The organism is bacterium (assembly GCA_037143175.1).
Taxonomy (GTDB): domain Bacteria; phylum Verrucomicrobiota; class Kiritimatiellia; order CAIKKV01; family CAITUY01; genus JAABPW01.
The window spans coordinates 1-12,339 of sequence record JBAWZF010000066.1 but is presented as its reverse complement, the minus strand read 5'-3'; the positions used below and the strand labels follow the sequence as shown (position 1 = coordinate 12,339).

The window sequence follows — 12,339 nt, the reverse complement described above, 5'->3', positions numbered from 1 at the left end:
CCAAGGAATTCCGCGCGAAATACCGCAATCTCCTGTCGCAGGTCAAAAAACAGGTTCGCTTCATGAGGAGTGCCTTGCGAGGGAAAGAACCAGTATAGTGGAACCAACTTAATTCTGGACGCAGTGCGTCTGAATTCGGAAATATTGGCCGTGGCTTGGCCTGTGTTCCGGCAGGACAAGTACCGAGAAACGCCGACTGAAACTATGTTGACATTATTACTGAATAAGGCATTATTACTGTTTAGTAATAAAGGGGTTTCCAGTGAATGAAGAAGTCATACGCTCAGAGGCAGCGCTTGTCGACGTCCTGCGTAAGGTGCTTGATAAGAGCATCTTTCGTATTGTTGGACGTGAAGATGTCTCGTCTTCTCATCATCACGATCTGACACTGAAGATCGAATATGAAGGTTGCTCGGTCACCTTCAATGCTGAGTGCAAACTCAATCCCTCGGCTTCAATATTGGATGGAATCATTGCATCTGCTAGTGGGAAGAACCACCCATTACTCGTTGCCGTCAAGCTTTCGGAGTCTCTTGTCGAGCAATGTCGGCAACGTGGTTTGAGCTGTCTTGATCTCAACGGCAGAATCTGGATCAAGGCTCCAGGCCTTTTGATAGATCGTAATCTCCCCGGTTCAACTGTCCGGTATCGCCTTGCTCAACCCGAGATTAGGTTTTTCTCTCCCAAAAGTACCAGGCTTCCCCGCGCCCTCCTTTATTCGCCTGACCGTATATGGCGCCAGTCTGATCTGGCCGCCGAAACAGACCTGAGTCAGGGGCTTCTGTCCCGTCTCTTGAACTATGCCGCGAATCAGGGTTGGGTGGAGGGAAGGCGAGGGGCCTGGAAATTGGCAAACGCTGATGCGTTGCTCGATGCTTGGGAACGGGTGGATGTTTTCTCCAAACGGGTCACGCTCAAGCAGTATTCCACACTGGAGCCCAATCTCCGCACGATCGCCCACCTCCTTCTTGACCACACAAACGGGGAGTTGGCATTCACTCAGTGGTTTGCCGCCAGTCTCCGACACCCGTACACAGATCTCCCCATCGTATCCGCCTACCGGCGCAATTTTCCCGCGGATGAAGAGCTGCGCGCCCTTAACTACCGTGAAGTGGGTGAGGGAGGGAAGATCTGGATTCTTGTCCCGCGCGATGAGGGTCTGTTCAAAAGCCTTCAACAGGTTGAAGGGCTTCCGCTGGTCGGCGATGCGCAAATCTATCTGGACCTGATCCATGCGGGGCTGCGAGGCCCCGAACAGGCCAAGGCTTTAAGGGAATGGAAAGGCTTCTGTCGCAAATGAAACTTGCTCACTATAACGAATACAGACCGGAAGACACCACGCGTGCGGAATCGGCTCTTCTGACCGTGTGGGCGGCTCTTGGCAACCTTACTGATGACCTCGTTCTGGTTGGTGGCCTGGTGCCCCGTTACATTTGCAAGCCTCAGGCAGATGACGTTACCGCTGTCACGATTGACGTGGATCTGGGTGTCTCGCTGGAACTGAGTACCGGACAGTATGAAACCACATCCCGCCGATTGGCCGACCATGGCTTCGAATGGAAGGACAAACGCTTCGTCAAGACGATCCAGAATGTTGACCTGTATCTTGACTTCCTGACGGATAAGCCGGCAGAACTAGCCGCAGACAGTGTCGTGGTGGATGACGTTGCCGGAATCAGTGCTGTTTATGGAGTCAGTCGGGCTCTTGAGGTATATCGCACTGTCACCATCACGGGATTTGACCTGCAGGGCGCAAAAGTCGCCGAGCAGGTTAAGGTCTGCGAGGTTGGCCCCTACCTTTGCCTGAAACTCCTGGCCTACGCCGGGCGCGCCCAGGGCAAGGATGTCTTCGATGTCGTCCGCTCAGTACGCGACTATGATGGCGGAATCGAGAAGGCTGTAGCTCTTTTCCATGACGAGAAGGGCAAGAATCTGGCTTACGAACCTGCATTGCATATTCTGCGAGCACGCTTTGACGGGCCAGGGGCCAAAGGTCCCATCCAATACTCCGATTTTTGTACGCCTGGCGATGGCATCGCCTCTGAATCTCAACGTCAGCAGCGAAGCAGGCGGATCAATGAGGCACTCGACGTAGCCCACCTTTTGCTCAAGGGGGAGTGATACTGGGTACCGCGGATCCTGTCACGCCTCTGCTGCCGCCAGCAAGACTTGCGGCTCTTTTTTTGCAATCTGCAATAGTCTTAACGCCGCCCCGCTGGGATTCCGCCGGCCTATTTCCCAACTCGCCTCCGTCACGACCGGCACATTCAGTAATCGTGCAAACACGGCCTGGCTAACCTTCATCTTCCGCCGGATCGACCGAACCTCCTGCGGCAGGATGCTCTCCACACGAGCCGGGAGGGCGACTTTCGTCGTACGCATCGTGATCTTGCGCCGCCCAGTCACATGGTCTCGCACATCGGTCAATGCCTGGATTAACTCATCGGCGTTCAGGTCAAAGTCTTTCGTCTTCATTGCCTTACAATGTAACGTAATTGTGCCCGAAAGTCAATACCGCGATTCACGCCGTCGCTTCCTCAACATCACAACATCAGTGGGTGACGGGTGACGGGGACGGGTGACGGGGAAAGTCCCTGAAAACCATAAATTTAGTGTAATTGGCGTATTTATTTCATAGACGCCGAAAAATTGTCTGCTTTATTTGCGGAATAGAAGGCGAATATCCTAAATAGAGAGGTGGCTATGCTAGATTATCAGGCCATCGGCTCCCCAACGATCTCACCGATTTTGATCATGGTGTCGACCATTGGCCCCTTGATCTCCAGTCCTTCGATTCCCCGGTAGTGCTCGATCAGTTCCACGCATAATTTACGGAGCGTCTTATGCCTTTCACGTTCTGCTAACTCGGCTGCACCGCTCTTTGTTTCGTGATGTGGGAGACTATTGATTAGTTCAGTCACCTCACTCTCCCTGAACCCACGGCCTCGTGACCGACCAGGCAAAATTACTTTCTGCAGTAAGCCTTGCTTGGCGATCAGATCTACACCGCGTGTGGTGACTGACAACCTTCGAGCTACCTCATCGCGGCGAAGTAGTCTCGGCACCGGCTGCGGAGACGGGGGATCGCTCAGGATCTTATCTGCCCTCAGCATGGCATTTATAATCCGGGCACGTCCCGGAACTTCCAGGGTGGGATCAAGTCTCAAGACTGCACGAAGAGCATCGCTTGTGCGCAAAAGCATGGCATACCTCCTTACTTGAGTGTTGAGCCGTAATAGTATCAGTTGGTTTTGTAGGGTCAAGGATGGCTGGGCGTTCTTGAGCATGTGCAGGCCTTTTAGGGACTGTTCGCCCGATGGCAATTGACGTCTATACGGTCTCATCCAGAACCGATGGCGGACTCTCTGTCAGTGGATCCAGCCGGTCGGCCTGTGCATGGGCCCATGCAACCCATTTTCTGAATTCATTGGCAGCACAGATGTCACTATTGGCCGTTTTGGCTGAGGCCTGTGACTTCGCCACGCAGGCATTGATGTATGCCCGCAGTTTATGGCTCTGATCCCACGCTTCGGCATCTTCCATCAGCGCATCAACGCGCGCCTGTTCTGCCCGGAGTACCCGCTGACGTGCCCTCCGCACCTCCGCTTGCCGCTCTTCCTCCTCAAGGCGCAACTGTTCTGCAACGCGCCGCCGTTCCGCCTCCTCCGCCGCCCGCTTTTCAGCTTCGGCCCGTTCCTTATCCCTTTGGATCTTGTGTTCACGAGCCGCCGCCAGGCTCGTGATCATGTCGTTCAGCATGTCTTCGAGGCGGCGACACTTCGTGTCGCGCCATTGCTTCCAATGCCAGTGCGAACCGGCATACATGATCTTCAGCGTTAGTCGCCCATTCGTAGCCAATTCGTAAGGTCCCCGTTTTCTCTTTACCAGGGTCCCGTCCTCAGTCTCCTCCATCCATTTGTCCAACTCGCGTGGTATCTGGCGCAGGCCCTCTGATAATTCGATCGCGATCTCGCACCCTTGAACGTTCACAATCGTGCTGGCCCGGGTTTCGCGTAGCGCCTTGACTCGCCAGCCGCGGGCTTCACAGGCTTTGATAAGCGTGTCCATGATGCGAAACGCCCGTTTCTGCAATTTCTCCGAAACCAGGATGTTCAGGCAGCCGGCCGGCATCCGGAGCCGCCCGTACTCGCACCAGGAACTCGTTTCGGCGTTCTTTGCCTCTTGGATCAGCCGGTGTGGACGGCGGACTGTATCCGGCACGACAATCCGGCCAGCGTTTTGCTCGTCTGTCATGGGTTTCGGCGGGCCAGGCTGAGAGGGTGAGAAGTTAATCTCCCAGTCTTTGTCTGCCTCTGGTAACGGCGTCAGCATGGTCTTTCTCGCCGCCGTGGAGTAAAACCAGTATCCCCGACCGGGTAAGGGGATGTTGTTCTTTACGCATATCTTCCCGAGTCGCGTTGGCCATATGCCCAATGTGGGGCCCACATGAGCCAAGGACTCCTTCCATACCCGCTCATAAAGGTGCTTCCGCATGATCCTGACAGTTGCGGCTTCAGTCATCCCAGTCACCATCTCTTTTGGCAGCGTTCCTCCCTTTGAAGATTCATCTGCATTCATGGCAGTCTCCTTCCTCTTCTGCCTCACTTACACAACACCCGCAATTCATCCATCTTGGCTTTCCATGTCTTTGCTGTCGCCCCTTCAATTATCGCCAGAACGGCCTCCGCATCGATCAGGCGGGGCACTGGTGCCGGGGGCAGGGCTTTGGCTTCTTCAGCCATAATGGACGGCAGAGACGCTACTGCGGCGATTGCGGCGGCCTCACCGGTATGGGTGTAATGCCGGGTCATGGCCGGGTTGCTGTGCCCGACAATCGCCTCAACAACCGCCAACGGTGCATTGGCCTCCCGGCAGAGGGAGACAAATGAATGCCGCAGGGAATGAAACCCAACTTCAACTTGCGCCATTTTCTGGCCTTCAACAGCCCGCGTTGTCTGTATTTCGCACTTCTTGAACAGGGCTTGCATGCGATCCGTCACATAACTGTGATGCCGCGCATAGTCGGCGGCGATTCGGGGTAAGACGTATTCGGTTCTGTCACTCTTGGGCTCCTCCTCCATCAGGGCGCGCAAGGTCGGATGGATCGGCACCATAACGGGTTTCTGGCTACGTCGTCCTGTTTTATTGGGGATCCGGAGGATGATGCCGCGCGCAAGGTCAACCTCAGCCCAGCGCAAGGTGGCGCAATCGCCCAGTCTTAGCCCGGTGTAGAGCCCGATGGCCACCATGAGTCGCAAATCGCCGGTGGCTTTGGTGCAAACCGCACGGAGTTCCGCGATGGTTAGTTCCCGGCGGCCATGAGTCACCAATCGTTTTCGTTGAATATCTTCCCAAGGATTTTTCGTCAGGCGTGCCTTTTCGGCAACTGTCCGGAAAACGAGACTTAACAGGTTCATGTATTTGTTGAACGTGTTGGGGCTCCGTTTTTCAGCGGTCAAATGTGCGGCATATTCCCCGGCGATCTCGGGAGTCACAGCCCGTAATGTTTTCACATCCGGGTACGCGCCAGTTATCCACTTTAAGAAACGCCCCCAAGTCAGGGCATAAACCCTTAACGTGGCTTTACCGGTGTCGGGCCGATTGTGGGCCTTGATAAAGGTGCTCCAAGCCTGCTGGAGGGGGAGGGCGGGATTCCGCTGTTCATCAATGACCTCCAGTTCATGCCGCCGGCCTTCCAGCTTAGCCTTGACGTTTTCCAGCGCCCCGGCTTCATCCGCCACCGTGAAGGGGGACATGATTTTCACACGCGCCTGTTCCGCGTCCTTGGCCGAGGTAATGGCTTCGCCGTTGTCGTTATACAAGGCCTGCTGCATGACCTTGCCATTGATCACGTAGCGCAAATAATACGTGTTGCTGTTAGCTCTTTTGAAAACATGTCCGGTTCTGTGCTTCATGGTTTACCCTCCCGATTGCCGTATTTCGCTCAATGCCGCTTAACTCTGCCCTAATACTAAGGCATGGCAATTCACAAAGCAATCACAAAGTAACCATAAGCGATAAACGCTAACAAAAACACATAAAAAAATAGACTCAAAATCTACCACCTTCACGGGTATCACGGTTCAAGTCCGTGCTCCGGCACCACTTTAAAACCGCGTATTTCCTAGCAATTAACGTGATTTTTACCGCATTGTTCCATTTTGCTGATAAACATCCGTTCTGATCATTATTGGCGTCAGCAGCAAACCGGGCGGCCATGGCAATGCAGGCCTCTTGGTCAATTACTTGAGTGACACCGGCCCCGTCATGGGGGAATTCGCCAAGTGGCGCAATGTGGTACCAACCATCTTCAGGCAATGCATAGGCCCGATTGAGGATCAGTGTATTCATGAAACCACCCGCCTGCCCTGCGTAGCCCTCTGGGCGTAGCATGGGTCATCGGGCAGTCGATATTCTCGATTCAGTATTGAATTATTCATGGGCCTCCAATAGATGGATGGAAATCAACGGCGAAGTGTTGCGGCTTGCACTCTTGGCCTCGTTTTTGCACCATGTACGCATGGCAACGGAACGGGTAAAAATATTTATCAGCAGTGTCCAGAAGGAGCTTGCGGCGGAACGGCGGGCGATCAAGTCCTTTGTGGATGGGGACTCGCTGCTTCGGCGGTTTTTTGATGTCTTTCTTTTCGAGGATATCCCCGCTTCGGATCGCCGAGCCGATGAGGTCTATCTGGAGGAGGTGGACCGCTGTGACATTTATGTGGGCCTGTTCGGTGATGCCTATGGCTACGCGGGGCCGGATGGTCTTTCTCCTACAGAACGCGAATATGATCGTGCCACCCAGAAATCAAAACTTCGGCTTATCTTCGTTAAGGGTGCCCATGATGACAATCGTCATGTGAAAATGCTTGCGCTTATACGTAAGGCCGGAGATCAACTCGTCCGCCGCCGATTTGGCAGCATTCCTGAACTGACAACTGGACTATACGCCAGTATGGTTGAATATCTGATAAGCTCGGGCGCTATTCACACCGGGCCGTTCGACGCCGCCGTCTGTTCGGGCGCGACAATGACCGATATTTCTCGTGCGAAGATCACTTCATTTCTCGAACGCGCCCAGGCGGAACGCGACTATGCACTTGGCCCCCGGACTCCTGTCAAAAAAGCACTGACTCATCTCAACTTGCTTGATGGTGACCGACCTACTCATGCTGCCATTCTCCTGTTCGGCAAGAAGCCCCAGCGATTCATGATAACGTCAGAGGTCAAGTGCATGCACTTCCATGGCACGGTGGTGCGCAAACCGATACCTTCTTACCACATTTACAAGGGTGACTTGTTTGAGATGGTGGATCAGGCGGTTGACTTTGTCATGTCCAAGCTCGCTCGTGCCGTGATTCCGCGCGACGGCAAGGTCGCGAGTGATGTCGAATACGAACTTCCCTGGAAAGCGGTGCGTGAGGCTATTGTCAATGCCGTGACCCACCGTGATTACGCCAGCAACGGTAGCGTACAGGTCATGCTCCTTGCGGATCGTCTGGAAATTTGGAATCCAGGGGAATTGCCCTCGGCATTGTCAGTTGCCAAACTCCATCATCCTCATCCCTCCTTACCCAGGAACCCGCTCATTGCCGATCCAATGTTTCTGACCCGGTATGCCGAGAAGGCCGGCAGTGGCATCCTTGATATGCTCCAGCAGTGTCAGGACGCCGGTTTAAGGGAACCCGAATTTCGGCAGGATGGTGGTTTTTTCGTTCAGACAATGTGGCGCCCGAAATCTACTGCGGCAGTGGAGGTCCCTCCCGCGCTTGGCACCAAGTCGGCACTAAGTCGGCACCAAGTCGGAGTTCTTCGTAAGTGCAACAATGATAGCACGTTAGTTACTCTTATGGAGATCGCGGGTCGATCAGACCGCACCAAGTTCAGGCACCAAGTCGTGAGCCCTCTTCTTGAAGAGGGTTTACTGGAAATGACCATACCTTCCAGGCCTACCAGTCGCCTGCAGAAATACCGTCTCACGGCAAAGGGGCGTGTCAGGCTCGACAAGGATGCGAAGGGTTGATGCAACAGCCAGATCTCAAACAAAACATCAACTCGGCGACATCCCTGACGGTACTGATTCCCTACTTATCTATCACCAAAATGCTGGAATCTATCACCGGTCCGAAAAACATTTCAGGAAAATTGACCGATAATCGACCGATGTTTTTCCTTAATCGACCGATGGGGAGCGGAAAGTAGGGCTGTTTGGCCCGTTGGTGTAGCGAGAATCATACATTACAAACTCATTAAGACCCGATAAAATCGTCTAGTAATCGTCAAGTGAAAACCCGTAATCGTCAAGTGGCGCGGAGTACAGGGGATTCGGCTCCATCATTGTTTGACTTAACGGCGGCGGATCGTTCCAATTTATACCCCGTCTTCTCTTCCAACTCCCTCAAATCCATCCTTACCCCCGCCTTCGCCAACTCTACAGCATCCTTCACGACCCGCGACACCTCATCCGCCGCCGGCGGGGCGAACTCGAAATAGGCCAGGATCGGCTGGTCGGGGAAATACTCTCTCAGCAACGGCGTGTCGAACTGCTCCTGGAATAACCCACTCAGCAGCGCCGCATCGCTCCGGGCGATCTGCAGGAAGGTGTCCGCGTGCGCATTGCCGGCAAGGGTGCCGGATCCCGACTCCGCCAGCATTGTCAACAGACCGCCCGTGGCGGCCAGTGTGATCTGCCGGTCGATATAATCAATGTGCTCCAGGAACGGCGGCTTGTTGCCGCCGCCATTCACGAACTTTACATCACTCCCGTGGGGCAGGTACCCCCGGCCATTCGACATAATTTCCTGGGCGACCGCGTGGTACTCCGCTTCCTTCGTCTCTGGCGTATTCGGAGGCCCGACCAGAAATATAGACGGGATCCCATACACCTCCAGGAAAGAATCCCAGTCCTTTTGACTTAGATTCTTTCGTAAATACAGTACCGCCAGCATCCGATTCAGGGGCACGGATTCAAAAATCAGAAAGTTCTGAAAATCAACGGACTCGCCCCGGCCAACCCCGCTTTTTGCGTCCTGGTTGTACTCCCACGACCCAAATAAACCGTCCCGAACCCAGAACCATTGTTCCACCGGTTCCAGCCTGGTAACCATGCCGGACGGCGAAATATACTTCTCCAGGTGGGCATACCCGCGAAAGAAACCGGAAAAAATAAACGACACCGCATCGCGGAAATTTTCGACACGGTCATAGGCTTCGCGGAGGAAGGCTGATTGTTCCGCCGCAAGGCCTTTGTCGGCATCCTCATCCGCGCTCACGCGGATATCCCAGTCGCAGGCCAGCAAGGCGGCCCGGCGCCGCTGAATTACTGCATGGATCATGGCATCCGACCGCTCCATGTAATGGTAAAACCATTGCAGATCGGCATAGGCCCCGCGCTCGCCCGCCTCCAGGAGCGAGACCAACTTCGGCAGGCTCAATCCTCGCAAGGGATTATACTGATCCCGCCATTTATGATCCTTTGAGTCGTATATACTTACCGCTGCCATGATTGTTCTCCGCCGGTGGGGTAGGGACATATGTCCTGATAATGTCGGGACAAACGTCCCTGCTGTTTTTCTCCCTCTCCATTCAGGGGAGAGGGCGGAGGTGAGGGTGTCCTTCACTCGGCACTCCGTGCTCCCCGCTCCGCGCTTCCTTCTTACTGCCCTGCCTGGATCACTTCCGGCCTGACAATCTCCGGGCTCACCGTCCGGGGCTGTGCCAGAGCTTTCCCCAGCATCTGATTGCCGTAATAGAACCCGAGACCGAACTTGGCCACGTCCGTAGCGCCACCAATGGCCTTCTCCAGCACACCCGGCTCCCTGGTGATCGCATTCAGCGGCGGCAGAATGGACGAAACCTTCATTTCGTTCACCCCGCTGGCCGAAATGGTCATGTTCGATCCCTTGATCGTGACCAAATCGACTGTCCGGGGCTGGCTGTAATAACTGTCCAGCCCCTTATTGACGTCCACCTTCTTGAAAGCAGACGCGCACCCGCCACAAACCAAGAACCCAGAACACAAACCGACGAATATATAAGTTTTCATGTTAATTCCCTTCAAGATAGGGAGGAAATCAACGGATGGACAGGAATTTGGGTTGATTTTAGTTTCTAGGTTTGACTCGAAAGGCGCCCACGGTCGGCACTGCTCCAAAGGACAGGTGGGGACTGGTTCCCGGCACCACATAACGTGCCAACTTATTTGCAGGGGTGGCATAGTGACCGTTTGAACTCGCGCGGGGATTTTCCATGGAAAGTCGCAAATTCGCGACTGAATTCGTGAACGCGACTGTAACCTAGATAGTCAGCAATTTGAGAGAAGTTCATATGCGCAAAGGTGATCAGGCCGCAGGCCTCTTCCATGCGGATGTCACGGATGCGCTGCATGGGTGTCATGGAGGTCGCCTTTTTGCATGAACGGATCAGGACGCTGCGCCCAACTCCTGCGAGTCTTGCTAAATCTGACAGCGAAGGCCTGAAAAGGCGGCGCTCCCGGATGCCAGCTTCGGCTCGCCACCAGGGGGAGTCGATGGCGACCTGGCTATGGCTTGACTGATTCCGGGCACTCCGCTCCAGCGCATTCAGCATGGCATTCATGAGGGCGTGGATCTCAAATTGATTCCGGACGCTCCCGCCATCCCAGATTTTATACAGCCGGAGAAATGAGGTCTTCATGGAGGCATCCGCCCTGCTGACCCGGTGTGCGATGGGCAATGGCTGGCAGCGGGGCGCTAAAAACCCGACCGAATAGAAAACCACCCGTGAGGCATCACCGGTCCACAACACCTCCTCGCTCTCGTGGTAGTAAATAAGGTCACCAGCCTTAACCCGGTATTCCCGGCCATTGGTCTTCAAGGTGTAACTCCCTTTGGCTACCCAGTGAAGCAGGTGGCCGGGGAGGGAATGGGCAGCTGCCTTGAAATGGGGTGAGCGTGAGAATTTCCAGACTCCCGCAATGGCTTCGACCGGGGCCGGGAGATAAGCCGTGGACGGAATCGTGGCTGATGGCTTCATAAATGCGACACAATTTGACATGGGCTATGAATTAAAGCAAGCCCGCTGGAAATTAATATGAAACGGAATGCGACATAAAATGGACGCCATGCTAACGACTTTATCCGGTGTTTGATTCACCATATCCGCAAACAATGAAAAGGAATGACCGGTAATGATGACTCGACGTGAACGTTTGATGGCGACGATCCAGGGGAAAGTGGTGGATCGGCCCGCCGTGAGTTTGTATGAATTGGGCGGGTTCCGTATCGATCCCAACGATCCTGATCCCTACAATGTCTACAACTCGCCGGACTGGAGGCCGTTGCTTGAGTTGACGGAAAACCATACGGATTTGATCCGGTCGATGAGCGCCGTCCGTCCTTGTTCCCATATCCCGGAAGGCGCATCGGCGGCTTCGAGATGGCGGGAGTTCTTCCAGGAAACGACGAAGGATGACGGCCAGGCGAGAATCACCCGAACGACGCTTAATGCGGGTGGCCGGACAATGATCCAGGAAACTGCGCGGGAACGGCATCTGAATACCGTCTGGACAACTGAGCACCTGCTGGAAAGTGTTGAAGATGTCGAGGCCTACCTAACCATACCCGATGATGTGTTTGCGGAAACAATCAATGTGTCTCCCCTGATAGCGGAGGAGGACGCCTTGGGTGACCGGGGGATTGTGATGGTGGATACTGAAGATCCTCTATGCGCTGCGGCCTCCTTGTTCAGTATGGAGAACTATACGATGCTGGCGTTTACCGAGCCGGAACTCTTTTGCCGATTGTTGGACAAGATGGCCCGGCGCATACTGCCGAGAACAGAGGAGGTCAGCCTTCGCTTTCCGGGGCATCTCTGGCGCATTTATGGACCTGAATATGCTTCTGAGCCCTATCTTTCTCCGGACTTGTTCAAGGAGTATGTGGTGCGTTATGTGGAGCCCATGGCGCGGGCGATCCAGCGGCACGGGGGCACGGTGCGCATTCACAGCCATGGTCGCCTTCGGAACATTCTTCCATTGATTGCGGAGATGGGGGTAGACGCATTGGATCCGATCGAACCCCCGCCGCAGGGCGACGTCGAATTGCAGGAGGTACGTGCCAGTTTCGGGAAAGAGTGGGTTCTTTTCGGGAATTTGGAAATTGCCGACATCGAAAACATGCCTTCTCCGCAATTCACTGAAAAAGTGAAACGTGCTTTGAACGAAGGCTGCGCTGGCGAAGGCCGTGGTTTTGTGCTGATGCCTTCCGCTAGTCCTTATGGTCGCGAGATTTCCGCACTGTGTTTGAGTGGACTTTCGCACTTTTTCAGCCTCTCTTTCATGAGCATCCGGCCGTCTGTCTG

12 protein-coding genes are annotated in these 12,339 nt (G+C 54.5%); 4 read left to right on the top strand and 8 right to left on the bottom strand.

Annotation, left to right across the window (positions count from 1 at the left end; all coding sequences use genetic code 11):
- Positions 1–262 precede the first annotated feature (262 nt).
- Entirely contained in the window at positions 263–1,300 is a 1,038-nt protein-coding gene (locus WCI03_13915; GenBank protein ID MEI8140948.1) for a hypothetical protein, read from the top strand.
- Complete coding sequence (locus WCI03_13910) at positions 1,297–2,121, top strand: hypothetical protein (protein MEI8140947.1); 825 nt, start codon at positions 1,297–1,299, stop codon at positions 2,119–2,121. Before WCI03_13915 ends, WCI03_13910 begins: the two co-directional genes overlap by 4 nt.
- Before the next feature lie 21 nt (positions 2,122–2,142).
- Here the strand turns inward: WCI03_13910 and WCI03_13905 are convergent, their stop codons facing one another.
- The 5 genes from WCI03_13905 to WCI03_13885 all read right to left on the bottom strand — a co-directional run bounded on the left by WCI03_13905 (position 2,143) and on the right by WCI03_13885 (position 6,351).
- A complete protein-coding gene (locus WCI03_13905; GenBank protein MEI8140946.1) occupies positions 2,143–2,475 on the bottom strand; it encodes a transcriptional regulator in 333 nt (110 codons plus the stop codon).
- A 239-nt stretch (positions 2,476–2,714) separates the two neighbouring features.
- Positions 2,715–3,203: a hypothetical protein gene (locus WCI03_13900; GenBank protein ID MEI8140945.1), complete on the bottom strand. Its 489-nt coding sequence runs from the start codon at positions 3,201–3,203 to the stop codon at positions 2,715–2,717.
- A gap of 127 nt (positions 3,204–3,330) precedes the next feature.
- Complete coding sequence (locus tag WCI03_13895) at positions 3,331–4,578, bottom strand: hypothetical protein (protein MEI8140944.1); 1,248 nt, start codon at positions 4,576–4,578, stop codon at positions 3,331–3,333.
- A gap of 23 nt (positions 4,579–4,601) precedes the next feature.
- Positions 4,602–5,915 (bottom strand): tyrosine-type recombinase/integrase, encoded by a 1,314-nt coding sequence (locus tag WCI03_13890; GenBank protein MEI8140943.1) that lies wholly within the window; start codon positions 5,913–5,915, stop codon positions 4,602–4,604.
- Between the two features lie 136 nt (positions 5,916–6,051).
- A complete protein-coding gene (locus tag WCI03_13885; GenBank protein MEI8140942.1) occupies positions 6,052–6,351 on the bottom strand; it encodes a hypothetical protein in 300 nt (99 codons plus the stop codon).
- Between the two features lie 106 nt (positions 6,352–6,457).
- On the opposite strand from WCI03_13885, the gene WCI03_13880 reads away from it, so the two are divergent.
- Positions 6,458–8,023, top strand: a complete 1,566-nt coding sequence (locus WCI03_13880) for a DUF4062 domain-containing protein (protein MEI8140941.1) — start codon at positions 6,458–6,460, stop codon at positions 8,021–8,023.
- Positions 8,024–8,300: 277 nt separating this feature from the next.
- On the opposite strand, the gene WCI03_13875 is transcribed toward WCI03_13880, so the two are convergent.
- The 3 genes from WCI03_13875 to WCI03_13865 form a co-directional block, all read right to left on the bottom strand.
- The gene (locus WCI03_13875) at positions 8,301–9,503 is read right to left on the bottom strand and encodes a DUF935 family protein (protein ID MEI8140940.1); all 1,203 of its coding nucleotides are present in this window, start codon (positions 9,501–9,503) and stop codon (positions 8,301–8,303) included.
- 152 nt (positions 9,504–9,655) lie between these two features.
- Complete coding sequence (locus WCI03_13870; protein ID MEI8140939.1) at positions 9,656–10,045, bottom strand: hypothetical protein; 390 nt, start codon at positions 10,043–10,045, stop codon at positions 9,656–9,658.
- 152 nt (positions 10,046–10,197) lie between these two features.
- A complete protein-coding gene (locus WCI03_13865; GenBank protein ID MEI8140938.1) occupies positions 10,198–11,013 on the bottom strand; it encodes an AraC family transcriptional regulator in 816 nt (271 codons plus the stop codon).
- Positions 11,014–11,167: 154 nt separating this feature from the next.
- On the opposite strand from WCI03_13865, the gene WCI03_13860 reads away from it, so the two are divergent.
- The coding region (locus tag WCI03_13860; protein ID MEI8140937.1) for a uroporphyrinogen decarboxylase family protein at positions 11,168–12,339 on the top strand (1,172 nt) is incomplete at its 3' end.

What these genes read in the sequence shown, in the direction of transcription:
- WCI03_13910 (MEI8140947.1), top strand. Translation starts at nt 1,297, where the DNA reads ATGAAACTTGCTCACTATAACGAATACAGACCGGAAGACACCACGCGT.
- WCI03_13905 (MEI8140946.1), bottom strand. Translation starts at nt 2,475, where the DNA reads ATGAAGACGAAAGACTTTGACCTGAACGCCGATGAGTTAATCCAGGCA.
- WCI03_13900 (MEI8140945.1), bottom strand. Translation starts at nt 3,203, where the DNA reads ATGCTTTTGCGCACAAGCGATGCTCTTCGTGCAGTCTTGAGACTTGAT.
- WCI03_13895 (MEI8140944.1), bottom strand. Translation starts at nt 4,578, where the DNA reads ATGAATGCAGATGAATCTTCAAAGGGAGGAACGCTGCCAAAAGAGATG.
- WCI03_13890 (MEI8140943.1), bottom strand. Translation starts at nt 5,915, where the DNA reads ATGAAGCACAGAACCGGACATGTTTTCAAAAGAGCTAACAGCAACACG.
- WCI03_13885 (MEI8140942.1), bottom strand. Translation starts at nt 6,351, where the DNA reads ATGAATACACTGATCCTCAATCGGGCCTATGCATTGCCTGAAGATGGT.
- WCI03_13880 (MEI8140941.1), top strand. Translation starts at nt 6,458, where the DNA reads ATGGAAATCAACGGCGAAGTGTTGCGGCTTGCACTCTTGGCCTCGTTT.
- WCI03_13875 (MEI8140940.1), bottom strand. Translation starts at nt 9,503, where the DNA reads ATGGCAGCGGTAAGTATATACGACTCAAAGGATCATAAATGGCGGGAT.
- WCI03_13870 (MEI8140939.1), bottom strand. Translation starts at nt 10,045, where the DNA reads ATGAAAACTTATATATTCGTCGGTTTGTGTTCTGGGTTCTTGGTTTGT.
- WCI03_13865 (MEI8140938.1), bottom strand. Translation starts at nt 11,013, where the DNA reads ATGAAGCCATCAGCCACGATTCCGTCCACGGCTTATCTCCCGGCCCCG.